Genomic DNA, 24,572 nt, shown 5'->3' with positions numbered 1-24,572 from the left:
CTCTTGCTAAATGTTTCAGAATTTGTAATTCTACATCCATTGCCCTACTTACCTTCCAGAGTTTTTTCTTTTAATCCTTTTATTCAGAATACTCGGAAAGTGACAGAAGAGGGGTAGTTGTAGATAGTGTTACAAATTTAGGGGGGTTGAAAGGAGCGCTGCGATCACACAAACCGACTGTTCACAATCAACAACGACAATAATTTGCGAACAGATGCTCAAGGGGGGAAAGCGACATTAAACTGTCAATAACGACATGATTGTGCGAAAAACGACATTAATCTGCAAATCGCGACATTTAATTTGCGAACGTACATTAATGGAGAATAGGGAACTCGAATCCCTGACCTCTGCGGTGCGATCGCAGCGCTCTACCAACTGAGCTAATTCCCCAAGCTGTGAGCTAATAGCCATAAGCTATGAGCTATTGAACTTCAATATTCTAAAATATTCTAACATCCAGCCAGAAACAACTAACTATCGCGTTATCCGTACAGAGTCAGTGGTTTATCCGATCGTTGGCTGGGGTGTACTTCGAGAATAGACTTGTTCCACCCGCTCTAATTCTAAGTCAGAAAACTCATCAACAGCCCAGTTAGCCCAGCGTTGCAGCATATGAAACGGGTAAGTATGCGCTACTCCCACTACTGGCACACCAGCAATCTTTGCAGCTTGAATTCCGGCTGGGGTATCTTCAATCGCCAGACACTCCGATGGCAGTAGGTTGAGATGAGGATATTGCTGATTGAGGCGTTCCACTGCCAGAAGATATCCATCGGGTTCTGGCGAACTCGCGCTGATGTCGTCACCGGCAACAATGACGCTAAAGAACTCAGCAACCCCGGTGCGAGTTAATACCAGTTCTACCTCAGAATGGATGGAGCCACTGACTACACCCAGTTTCAATTCTCGCATCCGCAATCGGTTAATGAAGTCTTCCAAGCCTGGATAAATAGGTAGCTTTTCCAGCGCCTCTAAGCGTTGCTGGTAGGCTTGCGCCTTGCGGTTCACCAATTCGGTTAAATAGTTTTCGGTGACAAACCTACCACGATTTTTCAGCAGCTGATTTAGACAGGCGCGATCGCTCCTGCCTAAACAAAATTGCCGGTAATCTGTTGGTTTAAACCGCAGATTCTCTGAAATTAGAACTTCATCAATTAGTTCGCGGTGAATTGCCTCATCGTTAATAATGACACCGTTAAAATCAAACAGAACTGCCTTCAAAGTCATGCCGTTGTGCCAAAAGCTGGGGCACCAAAGCCCTCTAAATCCTCATTGTCTGCCGTGCTACTGGTCGCTGTACGGGATGTTGATACCGAGTTAGAGTTTTTAACTGGGATGGGTTTGATGCCTCTAGTGACTTGGTGTATCCACAACACATCCTGAGTTTGCACCGCTTCAAATCCTGCGCTTCCCATCCAGGCATCTACGCTATCACCCGCGTAAGCTCTGATGTACGGCTCCTCAAAAATATCACTTAGCCAATCTACTTGGCGAATCGTTTTCTGATTGCCATCAAGAATTAATACCTCTCCCCCAGAGGTCAGCAGGCGGAAGCTTTCCCGCAAAATGGCGCGAGATACGGCGGGTGGTGTCTCGTGGAACAACAAAGAAGCCGTTACCAGGTCAAAGGATGCATCAGGAAAGCCAGTTTCTTCGGCATTCCCGTGCAAAAATTGGATGTTTCGCTGTGCTTTTTTGGCTTTGTAGTCAGCCATCACCAGCATATAAGGCGACAAGTCTAAACCAATGACTTCCGCCTGCGGGAAAGCTTGCTTTAACATCAGCGTTGTGGAACCGGTACCGCAGCCTAAGTCTAAAATCCGTCGCGGTTGCCCTCCAATCGCATTAATTAAGCTTTCGCGTACCCAAGTTTCATTGGGAGGCAGGGCGTACTGGGTAATCGGATCGTAGGAAACTGCCGCACCGGAGTTGAGATAACCGCGCTCAATGCCGTGGAAGTTTTGGCTACTGTAGTAGGAAGGATAGGAAAGATTGGGTTTCCGGAAGCGATCGCCCTCTTGCTCCCAATCCACACTCTCATAGAAACTCCGCAGCTTCTCTTCATCAATCAACAGCCGAACCACAGGTGCTAAGAAGCGCTCATAGATTGAGTTCTTGCCAACCGCCATAGGATTTTATCTGCGTTGTTGTAGATTACCTGAGGAGCGTTCTCCTCTTTACAAATCTTAATGCTATTTATAACGCAGAAACTCTTCCTGCGGATGTCTTTGGGAGATGACAAACCCGCACTCCTTTATGTATTATAAAAGTAATACATAAAGTATTATTGCCAGAGCTACCTCAGCGCAGATTGCGATCGCGACCGATAGTAGGCTTGCAGCGTCACGGATCTTTAATATCAAATATCAGCGGCAAACGTTTATGCCATACGAAAAGCTAGAAATTTCAACCCCAGTGCCAGTGCTATCTTGGGCAAATCATGCCCTTGGTTCCGATGAAACCAAGATGGCAAAGAATGTTGCCTCCCTGCCATTTGTATTCAAACACGTAGCGCTGATGCCAGACGTTCACCTTGGCAAAGGTGCCTTGGTAGGTTCTGTTGTGGCGACTAAAGAAGCAATTATGCCAGCTGCTGTCGGTGTGGATATTGGTTGCTTTACTGGTGACACTCTGGTTCCTTTAGCTGATGGTAAATCCTACCCAATCGGAGAACTAGCCAAAGCTCAGCAAGAGTTTGTTGTCTATTCCTGCACCGAGACTCAAAGAATTGTAGCCGCGAAGGCTACAGCTAAGCTAACTCGTCGTAATGCAGAACTCTTAAAGGTAGTTCTCGACAACGGAGAGGAAATCAAATGTACCCCTGACCATCAATTCATGCTCAGAAACGGCACTTATCAGGAAGCTGGCGACCTCAAAGCTGGTGCTTCGTTGATGCCTTTTTATTCCCAAGTAGATAAAGATGGATATATTTTAATCCAGCAACCCTATTCAGGTAGATGGCAAAAAGCGCACTGGGTTATTGCTCGGTCTGGGTTATTAGGGAAAGTTCCTTCATTTAACGGTCAGAGAACTGTTATTCACCACAATAACTTTGAGCAAGCTGACAATCGTCCAGAAAATCTAGAGTTTATGGGTGATAAAGATCATTCTGCCTATCACCGCTCATTAGTAGACAGGAATACCCATTGGCAATCGTTAGAGTTTGAGGAAAAAAGAAAGCAAGCGATCGCGGCTAAAGCCACTACTCCGGATGGATACAGATATTATTCTGAAAGAGGGACGAAACATATTCTTCAATATATGCAGGAACGTCCAGAACATTTCAGGGCATCCGTATCGGGAAATGGGGCCAGAGGAAAGCAGTTTTTAATTCAATACAACACCAGCGAAAAGGGAAGATACAAGAGCAAGGAAATTGCTAATCGGATTTACATCTGTGAAACTTGTGGAGATGAAGTCAAAAGTCCAATCGGGCTTCATAATCACAGAAAGAATCAACACGGCTACAACCATAAAGTAGTCGAAATTATTCCCTTGGCAGAAAGAGAAGATGTTTACTGCTTGACAGTGCCAGAATATGGTAACTTTGCCCTAAGTGCTGGCGTTTTTGTCCACAACTGCGGGATGATGGCAATTAAAACACCCTTTACTGCCGAACAATTGGAGGGTAAGCTAAAGCAAATTCGTCTGGATTTAGAAGCAGCGATTCCGGTTGGTTTCAATGAAAACAAAGATGTTGAAAAAGCAGTCCTTAACTGGCAAGGTTGGCGAGATTTCAAGGAATTACATTCAGGAGTCAAGCGCCTAGAAAGTAAAGCCATGAAGCAGATGGGTTCTCTCGGTGGTGGGAATCATTTTATTGAAGTTTGCTTAGATACGGAGAACTCTGTCTGGTTAATGCTGCACTCTGGTTCGCGCAACATCGGCAATATGCTGGCACAAAACCATATTGGCACGGCTAAAGAACTCGCAAAACTAGCAGGCGATCGCTTACCCGATCCAGACTTAGCTTACTTTGTCGCTGGTACGCCTGAATTTGCCACCTACTGGCACGATCTACAGTGGGCGCAAGACTACGCCCGTTTCAACCGTGACGTGATGATGGCGCGTTTCAAGCGGATTGTAGAAAAGCATCTCGCTGGGGGTAAACAAACAAAGCCGCTGCTGTCAGTGAACTGTCACCACAACTACGCCGAAAAAGAAGTGCATTTTGGCGAAGATGTGTATGTCACTCGCAAAGGTGCAGTCCGGGCACGTGAAGAAGACTACGGCATTATTCCCGGTTCAATGGGGGCAAAATCCTTCATTGTTAAGGGTAAAGGTAATGCTGAAAGCTACTGTTCTTGCAGTCACGGCGCTGGACGTTTGATGTCTCGAAATAAGGCAAAGAATGTCTACACATTGGATGATTTGATTCAGCAAACAAATGGTGTAGAGTGCCGCAAGGATGAGGGCGTTTTGGATGAAATTCCTGGCGCTTATAAACCGATCGAGCAAGTTATGGCTAATCAAGCGGATCTCGTTGAAGTTGTGGCGACGTTGAAGCAGGTTGTCTGTATTAAGGGTTAATTTATGTAGGGTGGGCGATGCCCACCTTTTTTGTTTTTTAACGCAAAGGTATGCAGAGGATAACGCAGAGTTTAATTAACTTAAAATGTAGTTGGATAATCTTCCACGGATTAGTAATAATTTCTGACACAAGCGATCGCTTATGGTACTTCTCATCGATAAAAGTACCCAGGAGAACTTGCTGAAACCCTTGCCTATTCTTCCTCTTCTACCATCTGTTCAATAAATTTTTGCACTAAAGGCACAAAAATGCGAACTGACAAGTTAGTGCTTCGCTATCGCCTTGTTGATGCAACACTTCTTTCCTAACCAGTTTTCGGACAATCCTGGGATTTTAGTTTGTGGGAGTTTCTCCTGAAACTAGACACCGCAGGAAGTTGCACTCGCTATCTTACAAACTTCTTCACAATTCCCGATAATACTCGCCCTGAATGGAGTAAGTCCCTCAGGTGCTACCCCGAAAAACTAATTTGCTGGTATTGCCATATCAATAATGCTTCTCAAATTCCCAAAAAAATCTGAACTTGTCACGAACTAAATATACAGATGTGATTAAGCATTCGGATACCAATTGCGGAACATGAAGAAGACATTGGGGACGCGGCTTCAACAAAATCAACTCTCGAAACGACAAAAAATGGCTCTAAACCAAGCGTTGTGGGGAGGAGGGGCTTCCGTTTCTAAGGATACCGTTTTTGCTGCCCGCCTCAAGCAATTGCTGCTGCGGGCTTTTGTCATTCACAAGTATCGCCAACACCTACCGGCTAGCACTCTACAAGAATATCGCTGTGACCTAAAGCGCCGCTTAAAGCAGTGTCTCGGTTCACAGGCGGATAATAAGCTAGGGTGGAGATTAAAAAAGCGCTATTCTGAAGTTCCTTATTACTTGTTTCTAGTTCTGGACGAAGCTTGTAGTCCGACCCTTTCCAGCACTGACACGCCAACACCAGCCACAGGGAAAGTCTCTCAAACTCCCAACCGAGTTTGTGCTGACAAGAAACACAAATTTGGTTCATTTGGCGATCGCACTTTTCGAGTTACCTTCGTGAGGTTGTACTTCAGCTATTGCGTAAACAACTCCAGAATCGTCAGCCTCAAGAAAATGCTGGGTTGTATCAGCCTAATTCTGGTCAAAATCGGCGATCAGCCTGTCCGAGTCCGAGATAGGTGGATTCACTACCACGACTTATATCACCTTGAGGTTAGTCTATTGGAGAGAATTCTAATGGGAAGAGACTGGGTGAGTGGTATTCATGGCATTAACGCTGGCGTGTTCCATGAATCTACGATTATTGGAGAGTATGACAGTTTTCTTGATGAAGCCCGAATCGCCATTCATGAGGCGCTAACTCGACCGACACCCTTCAGTCAACTCAAGGCTCTCTGTTGGATGACTTTGCTATTATTACAGGGAATCAATCCCTTGGCTGTTCTCCTTCGTCATCTCAGAAGTATGAAGAAAAAGCAACAAGAATTATGGGATTGGTTAGACATCTGAGATCGTCATCTCAACTATAAGGATGCTGACTTGGCTAGAGGGTTGAGAAGATATCAAATTTCTATCACTACACGTTTGATAAACTTCTCTACCAAAGGCGCTTGGAAGCATTAGCCATCCTCTGTTGTCTGCAAAATCATTGTGTCTTGGTGTGCGATCGCTTCTTTGTAAACTAGACTCTGTAGTAAGTTGCGATCGCTATCTTTCAAACTTCGCCACATTTCCCAGAAATCCCCACCTCCGCAGCGAGTGAGATGAATAATGGTATCTACAGCAGCGCGATCGCAAATATTGGTGAAGTCCTCTACAGGCTGTAGGATTAACTCACAGGCGGATTCCTCTTCTAAGTAGATCACCCGCAAGCTACCAGTGTTAATCAAATAGTCGCTCCAGTAGTTGGAAAGCTCTTTCGGCTCGTGGGAACCACTGAACAGCAAAGTTCAAAAGGTAGATGTTTGCACTACGTTAGGTGAATAAGCTGTAAGCTTTCAGTTTATCCACCTCAATCGGGGAAATATACAGAAAGTTTCTCCATAATTAACGATTTATACCAATTACCTAAATGGCAGAAAATATGAGCGAAGAGTTGCAATGGCGGATCACGAGTTTCTTTGATTATTGGAGAGAACGACACGCATTTATCCGTGATTTAGACTTCAGCAAGCACAGCCATGAAGCTAACGTGTTGCTCTGGGGAGAACTTGACCAGCTTTCCAACCTATGGGCAGGCAACATCGGAAGTAAGCAATGCGGCAAGAAAATGGGTAAACGCAATATTTTCGACGCTTTCCTTGCACGCTACGGTGGTGAGCTATTCCAGCTTGTCTCATTACCGGACATCTGGAACCGAGTCGATAAAGGGAAAGCTGCGGATCTACCTGAGAATATACGCACATTTTTGGGCACAGTTGGGGGACGCTGTACTCCAACTGTGCTTCAGGAACAACGTACCCGTTGTTCCTCGGAGGACTGGAGTTTGGATGCGACCATCACTAGGACTCTGGCAAATTACCCGGAAATGGATCGCACTAAGCTTGAGGAATGGCTAACTTTTTCTCGATACGGCGCGATCGCCTACAAGCAAATGCGGTGTGCATACATCCATGAGGGGCGACCGGGAAAGGGTACGCACAGCTTCAAGTTACACGGATTCGCCGAAAGACCCACATACCGTAGCGCGATCTATGCTACGCCCCCGATAATGGGCTTCGATATTGAGTTCATGTTACGTGTATTGGGGTTCTGCATCGACGAGTTTGAAGCTGATGCACTAGCGTTGCAGGCAGATCCCGTTCCCGAATAATGATGTACCATCATCGGTTGTCTGTAAGGCGTTTTGAGGGGTTCGTTGTCAGCACAGGACCCTAAGTTTCTGCTAGAGCGGACGCGCAGTCTCTTAAAAACCCGATACGATTTCAAAGAACTCGCTTATCAATGAAGATTCAATGGATCGGCGTAAACAAAATCCATGCCCAGGAAAATTCGAGAGTTAAAAGCTCAGATTGCGCGTGAAGGGTTTGTATATCTGCCCAAGCGCGGCAAAGGTAGTCACGAGCGTTGGCGACATCCTTTACTTAGAAAAACACTGACAATTCCAGGTAAGGATGGAGACGATGTACCCCTCTATTTAGAGAAGCAGTTAGCGCGATTATTAGCTGAACTGGAGGAGTTAAGGGAGGACAAAGATTCATGAATCGATACAGCATGGTTATTCAGTGGTCAGATGAAGATCAACTTTTCCTAGTCACTATCCCAGAGTTTGGCGATCGCGTTGTCATGCCTTGCACTCACGGCAAAACTCGTGAGGAAGCAATTCACAAGGGCGAAGAAGTGATTGAAATGTACTTAGAAGCATGGCTTGCAGAAGGTGAATCCATCCCTGAACCCAGTACGCTTCAAATTGCCTGATTACCTTTTTAGAAGTCCTACTCTGTAGTCAGTTCACCCAACTTGAGAACGTGACCTAGGTTGAAAAACAAGCATAGACAAAGCGATACTCACTTGCGTAAACACTCAGTTCCTTGCGGGATACCAGCACCAGCATTAAGGCGTTGTTGGTGAGGAGCGATCGCAAGTTGTCCTAAAATCCGTTATCGAATTCCTCAGAAATATCAAGTGGGCAAAAGCCCACAGATATTCCTAATAGGTAATTTGTAGAGTCACGGATGCCTCTACCTGTTGTTCGCCACCAATCACGGGTGTAGACGCCTCTACTTTTCCAGATCGCAAAGCCATGTCAGCTAGGGGCATTGGGGGCGGCGGCGTCGTAGAAGCACCATTAACTTGAATGTTTACCACTTCCCGGCGAGTAAGATTTAGGGCACTCAAAACAGCATCCGCTTGCTCTTGGGCATCTTGAGTCGCTTCGCGCAAAGCTTGCTTTTGAGCGGTCGCGATCGCACTATCAGCAGCAATAAAACTAATGCCGTCAATCCGCGTCGCCCCAGCTTTCACCGCTTCATCCAGAAGCGTTCCGGCTGTTTGATTATTGACTCGAAAGCTAACGATGTTGGTGGCGGTATACCCAGTCAGACGCTGGACGTTGTTTTCGTAGCTGTAAGTCGGGTTGAGGCTAATGCCGGTGGTTTGTAATTTTTCGACATTGCGAGATTTTAGCAAATCCACCACTGCGCTAGAGCGTCGTGCTGCTTCCTGCTGCACATCCGCCGCCACTTTACCCTGAACCTCAACCCCCAGCCGCACCAGCGTTAACGTTGTTGCAATCGATTCTTCTCCCCTGCCAGTGACAGTGATGGTTCGCAACATTTTCTCTTGGGCGATCGCTGGATTCGTCATGATTACACTTAAAAGACCCACGGCGAAAGATATTGCCTGACGCTGATACCAGGAACTTGCGAAAGATGGAGTTCGATTCATTAGATCGTGTTGTCTCATACTAGAACTGCACCAGCTGCTTTTCATTGTGCCGGTGGAATGTTCCTAATCTGCCACTACCACAGCCAAAAAATCTCAGCAGTTACCGTTTTAGCAACTCAGGCGATAGTGCTAGTTGTAATGCAAGGGGTATCGCCCGATCGCCAGTCCTATCGGGTATGGTAAGTATTTATACTTTGCTTTCAGGGATTAGATTCAACTATGCGATCGCGCCGCGAAATTGACTGCGCCCCTTTTAAGCCATCATCTTGACAGGTCTTTGACTCTTGTTAAATCCCCAGATAAAAGCTTGATTTTGTAAAGAAGCTTGTACATTGAAAAGAATGATTTTGTGCAGAACTCATGCCGATAGATGCAGCTCACTGGCTTAGTTTACTAAGCCCAACTTTCTCACTCTCACTTTCGAGCAAAACCATTCCTGTCTTAGCGACAGCAACACAAGAAGCAGAAAAAAGTCCAGTGGTCTTAGCGGCAGTGTTACTGACTTTAGTCATCATTTACTTCGCTAGCAAAATGGGGGCGGAGATATCAAACTGGATGGGCTTCCCGCCTGTATTAGGCGAACTAGTCGGCGGTGTAGTGGTGGGTATCTCCGCCCTGCATCTGCTGGTATTTCCAGAAAGCGGGTCAGTCGCTTCTGATTCTGTCCTGATGTCCTTCCTGCAAGGCACTTCTGGCTTAAGTCTCGACACGATTGGTGAAGTATTTCAAACCCAGAGCGAAGTCATTTCCGTTTTAGCAGAACTGGGCGTAATCGTACTGCTATTTGAAATTGGTCTGGAGTCGAACTTAAAGGAACTGATGGCAGTCGGTATCCAGGCAGTCGTCGTCGCAGTGGTGGGGGTAGTGGTGCCCTTTGCAGCTGGCACTGCGGGGCTGATGCTCTTTTTTGGCGTGCCAGCGGTTCCGGCGATTTTTGCGGGTGCGGCTTTGACTGCAACCAGCATTGGGATTACTTCCAAAGTTCTCTCAGAATTGGGGCGTCTCACTTCTAGAGAAGGTCAGATTATTCTGGGCGCTGCGGTTATAGACGATGTTCTGGGTATCATCGTTTTGGCAGTGGTAGCAAGTTTGGCAAAAACGGGTGAAGTAGATGTCAGCAACGTCATTTATCTGATCGTCAGCGCCAGTAGTTTTCTACTAGGTGCGATTCTGCTAGGTAAGGTTTTTAACAAATCCTTTGTAGCGATCGCCGATCAGCTCAAGACGCGCGGCGGGCTAGTCATACCGGCTTTCATCTTCGCATTCTTGATGGCCTATGTGGGAGCCGCTATTCACCTAGAAGCCATTTTGGGAGCTTTTGCAGCTGGCTTAGTCTTAGACGAAACGGATAAGCGTAAAGAACTGGAAAAGCAGGTAGTGCCTATTGCCGATCTGCTGGTGCCGATTTTCTTTGTAACGGTTGGGGCTAAAACTGACCTAGGAGTTCTCAATCCAGCGGTTCCCAGTAACCGGGAAGGGTTGTTCATGGCTATGTTCCTGATTGTCGTGGCAATTCTCGGAAAGGTTGTTACGGGTCTAGTCGTATTTGGTCAACCTCAGATCAACCGATTAGCGATTGGCGTCGGGATGATTCCACGAGGCGAAGTCGGGTTGGTCTTTGCCGGTGTTGGTTCTGCCAGCGGTGCTTTGTCTGAAGCCACAGAAGCCGCGATTATTATGATGGTCATCTTGACAACTTTTTTAGCACCTCCCTTATTACGGTTTGTGTTTCAAGAGCCTGCATCGGTTCCTGCTAAGGAAAGCGATTAGTTATTAATTCATGTGTGGGTAGTGGGTAGTGGTGGTATACAATCAACACCGACTACCTACTCCGTAGTACCTACTGACAAAAAACTAACAGCAAACGGTTTTTGTGAAACTTAAGTCACTTTATCTACGTCCCTTGGGGTTGGTTATCGGATTTAATCGGATTTAAAAGGTTTCTCTCGCTTTGAGAAAAGTGTTGGCTCGCGCGGCTTGGGAATAGGCAGCATCAAGACGTTATCATTGCCAAGCCCTGAGAACAAAAATCTCTGATGAGAAACTCCATACACCAGGCATCTTCCCGATGGTAATTGGCTTTTTCCAGCGAAAAAAGTCATGCCTAGTCGATTATTCTGCATTGCGACCAAAGTCGTGATATTGTTCAACCCAGTCTAAAATCGTTTACTTTGTTTACCACAATGCACCGGATGTGAACCGAAAACATCCGAAACAGGTCTACAGCGTACAGGCCGATTATTACGGTCTTTGCCTTTTTCAGGAGCAACGATAGTGAGATTTTACTGGCTATTACCCAGTTTTTTGAGCATTTTTCTCGTTTCACTTCCCGCGAATGCGGCAAGACTGGTGTATTGGCGTTTTGATGCCAATCAGAACCGACTAGACTTTAGGACGGATGATGGAGTTCAACCGCGAGCGCAACTGCTTGCCAACCCGACCCGTGTGGTAATCGATCTGCCCGGTACCAGCTTGGGGCGCTCAACGGTGACTCAGCAGTTGGCTGGATCGCTGCGTTCTCTGCGAGTAGGACAGTTTGAAGGTAATACTACTCGGATGGTGATTGAATTAGACCCTGGTTACACCCTCGATCCAGAAAAAGTGCTAGTTCGAGGAGCTTCCCCCAGCCAGTGGTCGGTGCAATTACCAAAGCCCGAACGAGTAGCACAGGTGTCAAATCCTTCACCCAGAGATCTAGCACCCAGAGATCTAGATTTGGGAAATTCTCCGCCGCCCCCTTTGCAACCGCTTCCCAATCAAGCTCCTAGAAATCCTTCGCCGCCTCCAGTGCTGAGTCGCCCACCGATTCGTCAGACACCTCCAAACGTAACGGTTGGGTCGCTTGCTCAAATCGAAGATGTGCAGGTAACGCGGGATGGGTTTTTCCTAAAGACGAATGGGGGTCGCCCGCAGATTATTAAGGTGAACCGGAGTAGCGATCGCAAAAACATTACTTTTGACCTGCGAGGAGCGACCCTTTCCCGCAGTCTTACATCGCCTTCTTCGACGGTGAATCGCTATGGCGTCAGTCGCATCTTATTGTCCCAAGTTGATACTTCACCCTCAATCGTTCGCGTCACGATGAACGTGAGGAGAGAAAGCCCGGACTGGCTGGCAAGTGTTAGCGATTTTGGCGGTATTGTCATCTTGCCGAAGGGTACGAGTGCTGGCGACATTGAAAGCCCACCACTAGCTGGAAATCAACCCTCTCCCATTTCGGGGGGGTCTAGACCGCCTTCAACTGCACCCAGCCAACCCGTCCCCACCAACCGTCCGAATAATCAGTTAGCAACAATTCAATCGGTTGAACTCGCTTCTTCCGGAACCCAGTTATTAATTCGGGCGGATGCGTCTGTAAGATACACCGGCAGATGGGATGCAAGAGAGGGAGTTTATCGAATTACGATTCCTTCCGCTGAACTAGCTGACCGAGTTAGGGGACCTCAACTGGATGCCACCACTTCAGTGCGGCGGGTGCGTTTGCAGCAGCAAGACTCGCGGACTGTCGTCATTCTGGTGCAACCAGCCTCAGGGGTACAGGTTGGAGAACTCAATCAGGTGAGCGACCAACTTTTAGCACTGCAACTGCAACGAAGTCGCCTTGGCTCGGTTGTTCCTCCCACAGGCCCTATTCGGGTTCCGCCCACGGGTTCTGTTAACGTGCCGCCGCCTCAGAATAACAATCCGCCTTCGCGACCCCGCCCCCGTGTTGGACGATTGGTTGTGGTTGTAGATGCCGGACATGGAGGCAAAGACCCTGGAGCCATCGGTTATAGAGGTTTGCGAGAGGTCGATGTAATTTTGCCGATTGCACAGCAGGTAGCGGCATTGCTAGAGCAACAGGGCATCCAGGCGGTGATGACGCGAAAGGATGACTATTTTGTAGACTTGCAACCACGAGTAACGATGGCTGAGCGAGCCAATGCCGATTTATTCGTCAGTATCCACGCCAATTCAATTGGTGGGCGTCCTGATGTGCAGGGGCTGGAGACTTACTATTACTCTAGTGGTGGGCGTTTAGCGCAAACCATTCACAATAGTATTTTGCAGAACGTTGATATCCGAGATCGAGGAGTGCGGCAGGCGAGATTTTATGTACTGAGGAAGAGTTCGATGCCCGCTGTTTTAGTGGAGGTTGGTTTTGTGTCCAGCCCACAAGAGGCTGTGAAGTTGGCTTCGCCAAATTACCAGAGCCAGATGGCAAGAGCGATCGCTCGCGGTATTCTACAGTACATTCAACAAAGTCTCTAAATGCCGGTTTGTGGGGAGTGGTTGATTAATGATGAATAAGGAACAAAAAACAAATGAGGCTCTTCAACGAGCCAGAATTGGGATTTTTGATAGCGGAGTCGGCGGGCTGACGGTATTGAGGGAACTCTACCGGCAGCTGCCATCCGAATCCGTTCTTTACTTTGGCGATACAGCTCGACTGCCCTACGGCACTCGCTCTCAGGCAGAAATTTTGCACTTTGTGCGCGAAATTCTCATCTGGATGATGCAGCAGGGCGTCAAAATGGCGATCATGGCGTGCAACACCAGTTCTGCCCTCGCTTTAGAGGCAGTGCGGTCTGAGTTTCCTCTCCCGATTTTGGGAGTTATCTTGCCTGGTGCCCGCGCGGCTGTTGAGCTAGGCAACCGGATTGGAGTTATCGCTACCCCAGCCACTGCTGCTAGCAACGCTTATCGTCGCGCGATTTTAGAAGTTGACGCCACTGCCCAAGTTTGGCAAGTCGGTTGCCCAGAGTTTGTGCCGGTGATTGAGCAAAACCGCATCCATGAGCCTTACACCCTAGAAGTGGCGCGGGAGTACTTGGCACCGTTACTGCACCATCGTATTGACACGCTTGTTTATGGCTGTACCCACTATCCCCACTTAGCACCCGTCCTGAGGAAAATTCTGCCCCGGTCGGTGAAGCTATGCGATCCGGCAGTTCATGTAGTGGCTGCGGCTGCACAAGAGCTGGATTTACTAGGACTGAGAAACACCCGCCCGCCGCTAGCAACTCGGTTTGCCGTGAGCGGTTGTCCCGAACAGTTTGCACAACTGTCAGTACAGTGGCTAGGGTGTACGCCTGCGGTAGAAAAAGTTTATTTACCGACAGTGCTACATCGGCAATTACCGCTAGAGCTGAGCGAGTAGCAGTCAATTCAAGAATGGGTTCTTCAATCCAAAATTCTAGATTTGACTGCTACTCGCGGATCGATGAGGTGAGCGTGGTGCAAACGGCTAATACTTCTGTCGCGATCGCTAGGGTATGGACTTCGTCCTACCCGCACCTTTCACAGTTCGCTGTGCCAGAATCAACAGCAGGTAAACCGTCAATAAATAACCAGTGGCTAAAAATGGGATAATCAGAGGCATATCATTATACGTCATAGTGTCGCACAATCACAAGTAGCGGAATGTAAATTTTTATACAAGTTCTTTTCCTAAGACAATGCCCCAAGTCAAGACTTGAGTCAATGCTTGAGAATATGGCTGCCCATAGGAATTCTGGAGGTCGCTGTCGCCCCAAAAATTCTTGATTTAACTAAAACCCCAGAAAATTAATAAAAATAATCTGAGATTTTTTCGGCAATCCCGTAGATAGCAAGCTAATCTACAGTGCCTATTGAAAGTCCTTTATGTTTGGATGGCTAGTTTTCCTAGAGCCTTAACGCTAGAAAAAGATGCAGGAAGCCGGAAATGCTACCGCCTACCAAAAATCTGCCATCCTTTACCAATTCATTACAAACACGTAAGTGTTTTCTGTAATTTTTTGGCTCAATAACTCTATTAAGCTTTTCAAATCCTTACATATTAGAGTAACACAAGATCCCCAAGGGTTAGGAGGGATTTTTTTAGATACTTTACAAGTCGATACAATTTCAAAAAAAGGCTGCGGGGGCATCTTCTAAGGAACAAAACTTCCCTGTAGGGGAGCATTAGCTTAAAATAAATGACAGGAATGTAAAATTTCGTAACTATTAAGCCAGAGTCAGCTGATCCATGACCTCAGTGACCTCCCTCTTTGCCCCTGTTGAATCAGACCTACGTGTTCTGACGGAGAATTTGAAAAAGCTGGTTGGTGCCCGTCACCCCATCCTGTATGCGGCGGCAGAACACTTATTTGGGGCAGGAGGAAAGCGCGTTAGACCCGCTATCGTCCTGCTGATATCGCGGGCAACCATGCTGGATCAAGACATTACCCCACGTCACCGACGTCTCGCAGAAATTACGGAAATGATTCACACCGCTAGTCTGGTACACGACGATGTGGTGGATGAATCCGAGGTAAGACGCGGTATTGCCACGGTTCATAGCCGGTTTGGCAATCGCATCGCTGTGTTGGCGGGAGACTTCTTATTTGCCCAATCTTCTTGGTATTTGGCAAATTTGAATAATTTAGAAGTAGTGAAACTGCTCTCAGAAGTGATTATGGATATGGCAGAAGGAGAAATTCAGCAAGGGCTGAATCGCTTTGATGCCAGTATGTCCCTTGAAGCTTACTTAGAGAAGAGTTACTACAAAACTGCCTCGTTGATGGCTAACAGTGCGAAGGCGGCTGGACTACTCAGTGATGTCTCGGAGGAGGCGGCAGAAAATTTGTATCGCTACGGACGTCATCTCGGCTTGGCTTTCCAGATTGTGGATGATATTTTTGACTTCACGGGTTCGACAGAAGCTTTAGGTAAGCCAGCCGGATCGGATCTAAAAAGTGGCAATCTAACAGCACCCGTGTTATTTGCCTTGGAAGAAAAACCTTACCTGGAGGCGCTCATTGAGCGGGAATTTACAGAGGAGGGGGATTTAGAAGCAGCGATCGCCTTGATTGAAGAAAGTCAGGGCATTGAGCGATCGCGCGAATTAGCTGCCCATCATGCCCAACTCGCCGTTCAACAATTAGCAGATTTACCGCACTCGGAGTGCCGTCAAGCGCTCATTGACATGGCTGAGTACGTGTTGAGTCGGCTTTATTAAGGAGTGTGGATTGATTAACCCCCGATTTCTTTTGTAGGGGCATGACTGTAGGGGCTTTTTCTGGGTATGCCCCTACAGAACGCGAACGAGCCTAAGTTCTTTAATCGACGTTCCTAAGAATGAATCAAAATCCAATAAGCCATTAGCAAATTTTACACTTGGCGAGTCTCGCCACCAGAGAAGAACACACCAAATCCCAGCGACCCAATCCAGTCTCTTCTAATCCTCCAGCCGGAAGATGACCCGATGGGGCAGAATTTCCGGAGAAAGTGAGATCCGAGTAATTTAACCAATTGCCTTTGACACGCCAACCCACTTGGTCGCCAAAACGACACCAAGTGGCATAGTCAAAGTTAGGTTTTCCGCCAATCTTTTCCCAAATGCGCTTCTGGACACTAAAGCCAAAGCGTCCGTCGCTGTAATTTACCCAGAGTCGATCGATCGTACTGAGGTGTTGGCAGGGAAACTTTTGAAAATCTTCAACTCTCAGCCAGCCTTCTGGTTCTCGATGGGAAATTTTCAGCAGGAGCATTCGTGTTTCCCGATCTGCTTCCTTCCAGTTCCGGGCGGTCAGGAAATCCCGCAGTTTGCTGTAATTTATCCCCAATGCCCTGAGATGAGCGGGAGAGGAAGCCATCGTGGGTATCGTGACACTGACATCAGGAGGTCTAGTAAGTTTAGAGTGCAAGGCTTCCAGCACCTCGGAAGCTGATTTATAGCGATCCTTAGGTAAAGGCTGAAGCAGTTTATCCAAGATTTGCCCTAACTCTTGACTAATAGTTGTGCCATCAGGCAGACGCTCTCGCCACATCCAGCGACACTCTAGCGGTTCATAAAGACCATCAGAACCACCTAATGTAGGAAGAGATTGGGTGAGCAGACAAACGCAAGTGACTCCTAAACTGTAGAGATCGCTAGCGGGGTAGGCATGACCGTGCATTTGTTCCATCGGCGTATATCCTACCGTACCGACCGTTGTCCCCACTTGCCCCATTGTCGTTTCTGTCACCAGTTTGGAGACGCCGAAATCAATTAGGACTAACCTGCCGTTTCGGTAACGACGCATAATATTCTCTAGCTTGATATCCCGGTGAATCACCCCACGTTCGTGAATAAATTTGAGAATTGGCAGTAACTCAGCCAAAAGCTGTCTAATCTTTTGTTCGCTAAAAGCTCCCTGAGTAGCCAATTCTTGACGTAAAGTGAGTCCCGCAATCAACTCTTGCACCAGATACAGGCGCTTATCTTCTTCAAAGTAAGCAAGCAGTCTGGGAATGTGGGGATGTTCTCCCAGTTGAAACAACCGCACGCCTTCCTGGTTAAACATTGCCGTTGCTTTTTCCAGCGCCTTCGGATTGGCTTGAATCTCTGAGGATGGTAAAAATTGCTTCACCACGCAGGGCGCATTCATACAGTCAGTATCTGCTGCCTGATAGGTTCTGCCAAATCCGCCACCACCAATCGGTTTGAGGATACGGTAGCGATTTCTCAGTAATAAATGGCAGCCACAATTTTGGCAAAATTTATAATTGTCAGGATTTAGGCGATCGCGGCAATTGGGATTTGGACAGTAGATCATACCCAGGCAGGATTCAGCAGGTTGAGTCTATCGTAGTGCTTCGCAGAAGGGTGGCATAGGACCAGTGGCTGCGACAACTGGCAGCTATTGTTTCGGAAATGTCTTGCCGACCTCTCTCACGTCGTCTCTGGATTCGGCGATCGTTCGATTCGTATCAGCGTCGTAGCGGAGTTGCACATTACCCACTTCCAGAACGGCTGCCATCCCCATACCCGTGATAGTTGCTACAGGCGGGATTCCCCTGCCTACAAAGGTAGCGATCCAGATTTCGGCATTTGCACCGGAAATACTGACTTGCAACGGATCGCCCGCAGTTACTACTGCTGCTTTTGGGTGCAGCACCCAGCCTTTGAGGTAGCTGTCACTACCGCCGCGTAGCAAAAAAGTTGACAACCCGCCTTCCATTCCAACCGTTGCAGTGACGCCACCATCACCTTTCTCGTTTCCGAGGTTGAGTTGCCAGGTGTAGGTATGCGCCTCCTCATCCCGAATTCGATCGAGCGTTGCCAATACAGCGGTATTATCAGTTTCAGAAAAGTTGACCAGGAGGTGGCGCTTGGCGCTGCTTAAGCCCAAACTAGCGTATTTCTCCCCACCGTCGATGATGACGTAACCGCCATCTGGGGTGGAATTGAAAAATTCATGCCTTCCCGTTGTACCGCGATCGCGCTGTGCTTTTCCGTCCACCAAGAGGGTGCTAAAAGTGGCAGGGTTGCCAGAAATTTTGGCAGGCCCTCCGATGAAATGATGGTTGTAAGCGAGTAAGCCAAGTTGGAAGGCTTCTGACTGATCCCAAGCATTCTGGTGGCGATCGCTATCTGCCATCACCGACACGAGGATATCGTTCTCATCTTGCCAGCGATCGCGGAAAAAGTAAGCGCCTCTTTTTTCATCCCCCATAGACGAGGGAAACACACCTGTTGGATTAAAGGAAGGGGCGCTTTCTGGGTAATAGATTAGCGACCAGATCGTTGCGCCCCGGTGTTTGTCAAATTTCTCGGCTGGGGTGCCTGGGGCATCTATCCCCATGTGCCGATCGTAAAAGTAGCGGTAGAAGGGCAATAAGCGTGGGGGTACCGATCCCAGGAGGAGACTCGTCCAGCCTTCATCACCGATGCCTGCACCGGATACGCCAGATTGAAGAAAGTAGCGATCGCCCGATTCATTCATCATAAATGCACCGGCGTACATGACCAGTTTCCAGAAATGTCGCGCGGCAAAATCGGCGTCAAGGTCAGTATCCCCAACACTCCGGAGGGCATAAACCGCTGGAACTAAAAAAATCCCTGCATAACTGTCATAACCAATCCCTTCCTGACTTAAACCCAACTGACCGTAAGCGTTGAGTAGGTGAGTTTTCAGCCACCCCTTGAGCTGACTGTATCGCTTGGCGCGGTTGCCTTCCTCGTACACAGCCAACATCATCACGAGTTCCCCGCCTCGACAGACTGCTACCCAGTTAGAAGCCATTGCTGGATTAGTGAGGTTAGGGTGGCGGAAATTCTCCCAAGTATCGAGGGCGATGTTAATTTTGTTTTTAATGTAATCTCGCTGCTGTGGAGTCCAACCGCGATACGCCCAATCATAGGCGATCGCAAAATTTTGCCCCACCGTCGCCCTAGATAGCCCATATTGCGCTTCCGGCAGGCGGTTATCTGGGTCTGGATCTCGGTGGATGAGATGGAGGGCTTGGTAGGCAATATATGCATACTTATTTTCATTTGTCAATAAGTACAGCAGCGCTGCTTCCCGTGCTAGATAGGAACGGGCATAGTTCCAGTTGCCGTCATTCGGGTTGCCATCATAAATGCGCCAGTTGTTCTGGGTTACTCGCGCTTTCAGGGCATTGAATGCTTGCTGATGATGCGATCGCGGCACCCGAATTGCCGATCGGATTTGTTCGATCCGTCTTTGAGTTAGAAATAAACGCGGGTGTGCTTCGTCAGCTAGTACCTTGAAGGGCGCTAGAACTATCAGCAGACCGATTAAGATACGGCTTTTCAATTCTTGCGTCCTCTGCGGTTTAAATTTTGTCTATCGCTATCTTCTTTGATTTGTCAGAGATTTTTTTAACGAACCGCCAAGGACGCAAAGGACGCGAAGCAAGAGAGGAAGAGAGCAAGAGAATCACAAGTGATTGAAGATTGATTTTGGCATCGGTTAAGCGGGATGGAAATAATCGTAGATTTCCTGGGCTAACTTAGGGCCAACGCCAGGAGCCTCAGTTAGCTGCTTTGGAGTCGCTTCGCGGATATAATCAATGGAACGAAAATGCGCCAAGAGTTGTTTCTGTCGCTGAAAGCCCAATCCTGGAATTTCATCTAAACGCGATCGCCTCAGCTTATCGCTGCGCTGCTGACGGTGGAAACTGACTGCAAATCGGTGCGCCTCATCCCGCAGTCGTCGCAACAATTGCACCCCTGGTTGTTCTGCATCCGTCTGTAACGGTGAAGATTCACCCGGTAAGAAAATCTCCTCTCGCTGCTTGGCAAGACTAACCACGCGCAAATCTTCCATTAAATTCATTTCTTGCAAGACGGCGACAACTGACGAAAGCTGACCTTTCCCGCCGTCAATCATTACTAAATCGGGCCAATCAGGATTCCCGACTCGCTGCATTTGCGGATCTTCAGCATACTTGCGAAAACGCCGCTGGATAACTTCCGCAAGACTGGCAAAGTCGTCCGAGTGACCGGCAGTAACGGTGGGATTTTTTATTTTATAGTGGCGATAGTGCTGCTTTGCCGGTATAGCGTCGATGAAGACTACCTGAGACGCGACAGCATTCGCTCCCTGAATGTGAGAGATGTCGTAGCCTTCAATCCGGTGGGGTAAGTCGGGTAGGTCAACAATGGCGGCTAAATCTTCCATTGCTTGGGTATTGCGATCGCCTAATCGTTGCATCCGCGCCAGTTCATACTGGGCGTTGCGCTCCACCATCTCAATTAATTCTGCCTTGGTTTGCCGCTGGGGAGCAAGTAGCGTTACTTTTCGCCCTTTTCGCTCTGTTAAGAATTCTGTGAGCATTTCCCCTTCTGGCAACTCGTGCTGCACCAGAATTTCTATCGGGATTTCTACGGACTCTGCATTTGCGTAATGTTCCTCTAACACCCGCTGCAAGATGGCTCCCGGCGTACCTGATTGCGCTTCTGCCACAAAGCCTAAACGACCAACCAGTTTTCCCGCACGCATCTGGAACAATTGGATGCAGGCGTGTTGGGCATCAGCAGCCAGAGCGATCGCATCCCGCGAAACGGTATCATCTGGCAAAGATACTTTTTGGTCGGCACTCAAAGACTTTAACCCGGCGATTTGGTCGCGCATCCGCGCTGCTACCTCAAAGTTTAGCTCTTCGGCTGCCTTTTCCATATTCGCCGTTAAAATATCAATCAGTTCTCCGGCTCGTCCTTGGAAAACCATCGCGATTTTTTGGATTGTTTTGCGATATTCTTCTGGTGAAATCAACTTTTGACAGACGCCTGGACACCGCCCTAAATCGTAGTTCAGGCAAGGACGATCTTTAAATAAAGGTTGCGGACGCTGGCGGATTGGGAAGAGCCGTTTTGCGATTCGTAACGTGGTTCGCAACAAACCTGCATCCACAAAAGGGCCATAATACTTATCTTTTTCTTTTCCCAGACGCCTGTTCCGAGTAATGAAAATGCGAGGATATTCTTCCGACCACGTAACCAGAACGTAAGGATACTTCTTATCATCTTTGAGCAGCACGTTGAAGTAGGGTTGATGCTGCTTAACTAGATTGGCTTCTAGCGCGAGTGCTTCGGCTTCTGTGTCGGTGACGATGAATTCAATCTCTGCGATTTGCCGCACCATCATCATAATGCGATCGCTCAATTTTTGGGAGTCGCGGAAATAAGAGCGAACTCGCGATCGCAATTTTTTCGACTTGCCAATGTAGAGGATGCGATCGCTAACATCCTTCATAAAATAGACCCCTGGTTCTGGCGGAATCTCTTTCAGACGGCTTTCCAGGCGTTCTGGCTCTTTGAGGAGCGGCAGGATTTTTGTAGATGCGATCGCTCCTTCAGCCGATAGATAACCAGCTTGAGTTGTGGCGGGAAATAATTCGTTCCCATTTCTTAGGGTTTGCGGATCTGTCATCCTAATACACTCCTAGACAGCAGCAATTGTTAATTTTTAAGTCGCGCCCTTGAACAAACAGTAACGGATTTTCTATCTGGTAAAATTTCGTAGCCACCATTTTTATTTAATTCTAAATATCAGTGCAAATTCGTAATTAACGTTTTTTACTAACTTCACAACTCAGTAAAAGTTCGCATTAATTTTAATTTTTAAATGCGAGATCTCTTTCCGGAAATCAGTTAAGCTTTCTTGAAGTCATTACCAGGTTAGATAAAGTTATAACGAATAATGCTAATCTTTCAGCTTTTAAGTTGAAATTGGTTTTAAAATGCTGCTACAACATTTTTTGCTAACTACCTCCCCCTGGTTAAAATTATGAAATTGGAAGAGTTTGAGAATCAATATCGGAACGCTATGGATGACACGCTCAACCAACTCCAGACAGTGATCTTGTTATTGGCACAAGTAGAAGCTCAGGTTAGGGGAATAAGTTCTTCTGTGCAAAATCTAAGCCTCACCGTGGAAAAATACATTAACGAAAATAAAAGTGAATAACGATTGATTTAATTGCCAGAAATTCACGAAGTCGTTAATGAATTTCTTCTGCAATAGCTTGTCTCAAAGAAACTAGATTCACAGGTTTAACAAAGAACCGACGTGCCCCTAAACTAAGGGCACGCTCTTCATCTGCTTGAAAAGCATAGGCGGAAACGACAAACACGGGGATGTGGAGCCAGTCTGGCCTTTCTTGGATTTGCTGGAGTAGCGTATAGCCATCAATGTCTGGTAATTTTAAGTCTAGCAAAACTAAGTGCGGCTGAAACTCAGCCATCGTCTGAAAAAAATCAGCCCCCCCGGCTAGGGAGAAAACTTGGTATCCCAGATAACCAAGATAGTCATTTAGCAGCTGTCGATTCGTTTGGTTATCCTCAACGAGCAAAATTCGCTTAGGAGATGCTTCAGCACTAAAGTCGGAATTCGGGTTGAATTGTGAACGTTCAGTCTCACCGCTCCCGTTAAATTGACCTGGGAAGATAGTTAAAAGTGATATAAGCATTAACCGAATCCATTGCACTCAGTGTAGCTATAACTTTATTAATAAGTTATCCGGTTAACAATAGATCAAAGTTGAATGGCACTTAACTTTTGTCCTGAACTAAAATACCCTATCCTATCCTTCGGGAACGCGAACGGGAACGCCTATGGCGAACGGCAGCGCTCTTTGGGAACGCGCTAAGAGCTAAAGTCAGTTTTAACTGACCCAAAATACTGCCGGAGCAAAAGCTCGCAACCTGTTAAAACAGGTTGCGAGCTTTAAGGTGAGAGATTTATCGCAAGGCTCTTATATCAGTGCCATTCGAGTGAAGTTCAGGTTTAGGCGAACTTAAAAATTGACGTGCTGGGGTATTAGCAGGATACTGATCCTCTCAGCATGGCTTAGTGTATCTCTGGCTAAGGGAATTCCTAATGCCTGAAAAACTTTCAGCAGCGTTGCAATGTATGGCACTCCCAGCAAAGTCGGAATGAATTCAGATAGGCGAGTACTCTGGCAAGACAATTTTGATGATTTGTTCCAGAGGTCATTAATGGCGTCTCTAGGGTAAACCAACTCTTTAGATTAAGCGGGGCATAGTACAAGACGAGTGACTCCTGAAAAGCATCTTTTCAACCCTCAGTTGTTCAAACTAGACTCCTCAACAAGTTAGCTATTTCGTTCCCACAATGCTCCAGAAGCTCCAAGAGCAAGGATTCTAGGGACACTGCCTTCGGGTGTATCTCGTTTTTAAAAACATTATTTATCATTGAGAGCCCTACTCTAATCCCCGTGAATCAGAATTCTTCCTTGTCTTGGCTCCGAAAAGTGGGGAGATTGAAGGGGGTACGGAGAGAGTAAATCTTGCCTTGCTCGGCGAACGGGGGATTGAGGGGGTTCCTCCATCACAGAAGTATCTGTTAGACGTAATTGGTGAAATGGTATCACCTGGAAAAATGCTTAAAAGAAGCGGGGGAAAAATAGAATTTCTTCCTCACTGTTTACGGTAAGGGATTAGGTGACATTCCGGATTGCAACAACGCTTAAATTGCAACAAAAAAAGGGAGCAGATAGCTCCCTACTTTTTTAGGCTAAGACTGTGGAAGATGCAAAATTTATGCTGCTTTTTGCAACTTGCGCTTAGCAGCAAAGAAACCACCCAAACCAATTAAACCTAACAATGCGGAAGGTTCGGGTACGTCGAGGGGCGTTGCTGTCTGGGAAACCTTGAAATTTACAGATGCTTTAACAGGGACTTTTCCAAAAATAGGGCTTGACACAGAACCTAACGCCAAACCTTCACCAGAAATATTACAGGTACCACTCAGGCACACTTTAATCTTATCGAACTCATAGCCTTTTACAGTCAAGATATCGGTAATCTTGCTGTAAGAGAAATTAAACGTAGAAAGAAGATCGGTTGGACTATAACTTAAACCCTTGAAGATGGAGCCAAAACCGCTAAAAGAATCAATGGAACCCAAATTACTGAGGTAACTACCAAAATAATCTCCTAAATAACCGAAAGGATGATCGAGGGTTAGTTCTGAATCTCCTGCATCTTGCAGCCTACCGCTGAGATTATCGATAACGTAGCTCTTGTCTACATCCACGGTGAAATCCCCGAACAAGGAAACAGTGCCACTGACCTTCCCAGAGTAATCGAGTTTTGTCAATTGGGCTGCCTCAACAGGAGCCATACCAATTGTGCCCAAAGTGACAACTGCTGCTCCCGCAGTAGCGATTGATAACTTTACATTTCCTAACATTTTGGTGTCTCCATCAGTTCTAGGATTGTGCTTTCGTACAGCCACCCCAACCGGATTATCAAGCGTGTTGTCGGTTTTGAGCTTCAGGTGGTACTGGACTTCTTGGCACCCTCAGATATGTCTGTCTATTTTTTACTACAACTGTCATAATTTAGTGGTATTTACGGAGAAGTTGGTAAAGATACCGTAAATTTACTGTGATGTTTGTATAAAGAAAA

General features: G+C 47.1%; 20 protein-coding genes and 1 tRNA gene. 11 read left to right on the top strand and 10 right to left on the bottom strand.

The features are described from left to right. Positions 1–320: 320 nt before the first annotated feature. The 3 genes from H6F52_RS24935 to H6F52_RS24925 all read right to left on the bottom strand — a co-directional run bounded on the left by H6F52_RS24935 (position 321) and on the right by H6F52_RS24925 (position 2,132). Positions 321–393, bottom strand: a tRNA-Ala gene (locus H6F52_RS24935). A 114-nt stretch (positions 394–507) separates the two neighbouring features. Further along, positions 508–1,230, bottom strand: coding sequence for an HAD family phosphatase (locus tag H6F52_RS24930; protein WP_190537068.1), 723 nt, complete (start codon positions 1,228–1,230; stop codon positions 508–510). Further along, positions 1,227–2,132 carry a class I SAM-dependent methyltransferase gene (locus tag H6F52_RS24925; protein ID WP_190537067.1) on the bottom strand — a complete coding sequence of 302 codons (906 nt, stop codon included), beginning with the start codon at positions 2,130–2,132 and terminating at the stop codon, positions 1,227–1,229. The genes H6F52_RS24930 and H6F52_RS24925 overlap by 4 nt, the downstream gene beginning before the upstream one ends. Positions 2,133–2,385: 253 nt before the next feature. On the opposite strand from H6F52_RS24925, the gene H6F52_RS24920 reads away from it, so the two are divergent. Both H6F52_RS24920 and H6F52_RS25400 read left to right on the top strand, forming a co-directional pair. Beyond that, a complete protein-coding gene (locus tag H6F52_RS24920; RefSeq protein ID WP_190537066.1) occupies positions 2,386–4,533 on the top strand; it encodes an RtcB family protein in 2,148 nt (715 codons plus the stop codon). A gap of 580 nt (positions 4,534–5,113) precedes the next feature. Next, a complete protein-coding gene (locus H6F52_RS25400; protein ID WP_199300712.1) occupies positions 5,114–6,031 on the top strand; it encodes a hypothetical protein in 918 nt (305 codons plus the stop codon). A gap of 110 nt (positions 6,032–6,141) precedes the next feature. Here the strand turns inward: H6F52_RS25400 and H6F52_RS24910 are convergent, their stop codons facing one another. Then, the gene (locus H6F52_RS24910) at positions 6,142–6,411 is read right to left on the bottom strand and encodes a hypothetical protein (protein ID WP_190537065.1); all 270 of its coding nucleotides are present in this window, start codon (positions 6,409–6,411) and stop codon (positions 6,142–6,144) included. Between the two features lie 182 nt (positions 6,412–6,593). Between H6F52_RS24910 and H6F52_RS24905 the strand changes: the two genes are divergently transcribed. The 3 genes from H6F52_RS24905 to H6F52_RS24895 all read left to right on the top strand — a co-directional run bounded on the left by H6F52_RS24905 (position 6,594) and on the right by H6F52_RS24895 (position 7,939). Further along, positions 6,594–7,334 carry a hypothetical protein gene (locus H6F52_RS24905; RefSeq protein WP_190430447.1) on the top strand — a complete coding sequence of 247 codons (741 nt, stop codon included), beginning with the start codon at positions 6,594–6,596 and terminating at the stop codon, positions 7,332–7,334. 165 nt (positions 7,335–7,499) lie between these two features. After that, a complete protein-coding gene (locus tag H6F52_RS24900; RefSeq protein WP_190537064.1) occupies positions 7,500–7,724 on the top strand; it encodes a type II toxin-antitoxin system HicA family toxin in 225 nt (74 codons plus the stop codon). After that, positions 7,721–7,939, top strand: a complete 219-nt coding sequence (locus H6F52_RS24895; RefSeq protein WP_190438202.1) for a type II toxin-antitoxin system HicB family antitoxin — start codon at positions 7,721–7,723, stop codon at positions 7,937–7,939. Before H6F52_RS24900 ends, H6F52_RS24895 begins: the two co-directional genes overlap by 4 nt. A 231-nt stretch (positions 7,940–8,170) precedes the next feature. Here H6F52_RS24895 and H6F52_RS24890 read toward each other — a convergent pair whose 3' ends face one another. Then, positions 8,171–8,908: an SIMPL domain-containing protein gene (locus tag H6F52_RS24890; protein WP_190414914.1), complete on the bottom strand. Its 738-nt coding sequence runs from the start codon at positions 8,906–8,908 to the stop codon at positions 8,171–8,173. A 9-nt stretch (positions 8,909–8,917) separates the two neighbouring features. Here H6F52_RS24890 and H6F52_RS24885 point away from each other — a divergent pair, with 9 nt between their 5' ends. The 6 genes from H6F52_RS24885 to sds all read left to right on the top strand — a co-directional run bounded on the left by H6F52_RS24885 (position 8,918) and on the right by sds (position 15,869). Then, complete coding sequence (locus tag H6F52_RS24885; protein WP_190537063.1) at positions 8,918–9,091, top strand: hypothetical protein; 174 nt, start codon at positions 8,918–8,920, stop codon at positions 9,089–9,091. A 177-nt stretch (positions 9,092–9,268) separates the two neighbouring features. Continuing rightward, positions 9,269–10,678 (top strand): cation:proton antiporter, encoded by a 1,410-nt coding sequence (locus tag H6F52_RS24880; protein WP_190537062.1) that lies wholly within the window; start codon positions 9,269–9,271, stop codon positions 10,676–10,678. 504 nt (positions 10,679–11,182) lie between these two features. Beyond that, entirely contained in the window at positions 11,183–13,159 is a 1,977-nt protein-coding gene (locus tag H6F52_RS24875; protein WP_190414917.1) for an N-acetylmuramoyl-L-alanine amidase, read from the top strand. Positions 13,160–13,187: 28 nt separating this feature from the next. Beyond that, the gene (gene murI, locus H6F52_RS24870) at positions 13,188–14,048 is read left to right on the top strand and encodes a glutamate racemase (protein ID WP_190537061.1); all 861 of its coding nucleotides are present in this window, start codon (positions 13,188–13,190) and stop codon (positions 14,046–14,048) included. A gap of 14 nt (positions 14,049–14,062) precedes the next feature. Beyond that, the gene (locus tag H6F52_RS24865) at positions 14,063–14,260 is read left to right on the top strand and encodes a hypothetical protein (RefSeq protein WP_190537060.1); all 198 of its coding nucleotides are present in this window, start codon (positions 14,063–14,065) and stop codon (positions 14,258–14,260) included. A 637-nt stretch (positions 14,261–14,897) separates the two neighbouring features. Then, positions 14,898–15,869 carry a solanesyl diphosphate synthase gene (gene sds, locus H6F52_RS24860; protein WP_190528952.1) on the top strand — a complete coding sequence of 324 codons (972 nt, stop codon included), beginning with the start codon at positions 14,898–14,900 and terminating at the stop codon, positions 15,867–15,869. 142 nt (positions 15,870–16,011) lie between these two features. On the opposite strand, the gene H6F52_RS24855 is transcribed toward sds, so the two are convergent. The 5 genes from H6F52_RS24855 to H6F52_RS24835 all read right to left on the bottom strand — a co-directional run bounded on the left by H6F52_RS24855 (position 16,012) and on the right by H6F52_RS24835 (position 24,354). Beyond that, entirely contained in the window at positions 16,012–17,448 is a 1,437-nt protein-coding gene (locus H6F52_RS24855) for a serine/threonine-protein kinase (RefSeq protein ID WP_190537059.1), read from the bottom strand. An 84-nt stretch (positions 17,449–17,532) separates the two neighbouring features. Continuing rightward, on the bottom strand, positions 17,533–19,452 hold the full coding sequence (locus H6F52_RS24850) for a hypothetical protein (RefSeq protein WP_190537058.1): 1,920 nt from the start codon (positions 19,450–19,452) through the stop codon (positions 17,533–17,535). Positions 19,453–19,608: 156 nt separating this feature from the next. Further along, positions 19,609–21,570: an excinuclease ABC subunit UvrC gene (gene uvrC, locus H6F52_RS24845; RefSeq protein ID WP_190537057.1), complete on the bottom strand. Its 1,962-nt coding sequence runs from the start codon at positions 21,568–21,570 to the stop codon at positions 19,609–19,611. Between the two features lie 571 nt (positions 21,571–22,141). Beyond that, positions 22,142–22,609, bottom strand: a complete 468-nt coding sequence (locus H6F52_RS24840; RefSeq protein ID WP_190537056.1) for a response regulator — start codon at positions 22,607–22,609, stop codon at positions 22,142–22,144. Between the two features lie 1,091 nt (positions 22,610–23,700). Beyond that, the gene (locus tag H6F52_RS24835; RefSeq protein ID WP_190537055.1) at positions 23,701–24,354 is read right to left on the bottom strand and encodes a PEP-CTERM sorting domain-containing protein; all 654 of its coding nucleotides are present in this window, start codon (positions 24,352–24,354) and stop codon (positions 23,701–23,703) included. Positions 24,355–24,572 lie beyond the last annotated feature (218 nt).

This window comes from Coleofasciculus sp. FACHB-542 (assembly GCF_014695825.1).
Taxonomy (GTDB): Bacteria; Cyanobacteriota; Cyanobacteriia; order Cyanobacteriales; family FACHB-T130; genus FACHB-T130.
The sequence above is the reverse complement of the archived record's forward strand: the minus strand, read 5'-3'. Positions and strand labels throughout refer to the sequence as shown.

Excerpts from the sequence above, each read along its gene's own strand:
- H6F52_RS24895 (WP_190438202.1), top strand. The coding sequence starts at position 7,721 with ATGAATCGATACAGCATGGTTATTCAGTGGTCAGATGAAGATCAACTT.
- H6F52_RS24930 (WP_190537068.1), bottom strand. The coding sequence starts at position 1,230 with ATGACTTTGAAGGCAGTTCTGTTTGATTTTAACGGTGTCATTATTAAC.
- H6F52_RS24835 (WP_190537055.1), bottom strand. The coding sequence starts at position 24,354 with ATGTTAGGAAATGTAAAGTTATCAATCGCTACTGCGGGAGCAGCAGTT.
- H6F52_RS25400 (WP_199300712.1), top strand. The coding sequence starts at position 5,114 with ATGAAGAAGACATTGGGGACGCGGCTTCAACAAAATCAACTCTCGAAA.
- H6F52_RS24905 (WP_190430447.1), top strand. The coding sequence starts at position 6,594 with ATGGCAGAAAATATGAGCGAAGAGTTGCAATGGCGGATCACGAGTTTC.
- H6F52_RS24890 (WP_190414914.1), bottom strand. The coding sequence starts at position 8,908 with ATGAATCGAACTCCATCTTTCGCAAGTTCCTGGTATCAGCGTCAGGCA.
- sds (WP_190528952.1), top strand. The coding sequence starts at position 14,898 with ATGACCTCAGTGACCTCCCTCTTTGCCCCTGTTGAATCAGACCTACGT.
- H6F52_RS24925 (WP_190537067.1), bottom strand. The coding sequence starts at position 2,132 with ATGGCGGTTGGCAAGAACTCAATCTATGAGCGCTTCTTAGCACCTGTG.
- H6F52_RS24900 (WP_190537064.1), top strand. The coding sequence starts at position 7,500 with ATGCCCAGGAAAATTCGAGAGTTAAAAGCTCAGATTGCGCGTGAAGGG.
- uvrC (WP_190537057.1), bottom strand. The coding sequence starts at position 21,570 with ATGACAGATCCGCAAACCCTAAGAAATGGGAACGAATTATTTCCCGCC.
- H6F52_RS24855 (WP_190537059.1), bottom strand. The coding sequence starts at position 17,448 with ATGATCTACTGTCCAAATCCCAATTGCCGCGATCGCCTAAATCCTGAC.
- murI (WP_190537061.1), top strand. The coding sequence starts at position 13,188 with ATGATGAATAAGGAACAAAAAACAAATGAGGCTCTTCAACGAGCCAGA.
- H6F52_RS24880 (WP_190537062.1), top strand. The coding sequence starts at position 9,269 with ATGCCGATAGATGCAGCTCACTGGCTTAGTTTACTAAGCCCAACTTTC.
- H6F52_RS24920 (WP_190537066.1), top strand. The coding sequence starts at position 2,386 with ATGCCATACGAAAAGCTAGAAATTTCAACCCCAGTGCCAGTGCTATCT.
- H6F52_RS24865 (WP_190537060.1), top strand. The coding sequence starts at position 14,063 with ATGGGTTCTTCAATCCAAAATTCTAGATTTGACTGCTACTCGCGGATC.
- H6F52_RS24840 (WP_190537056.1), bottom strand. The coding sequence starts at position 22,609 with ATGCTTATATCACTTTTAACTATCTTCCCAGGTCAATTTAACGGGAGC.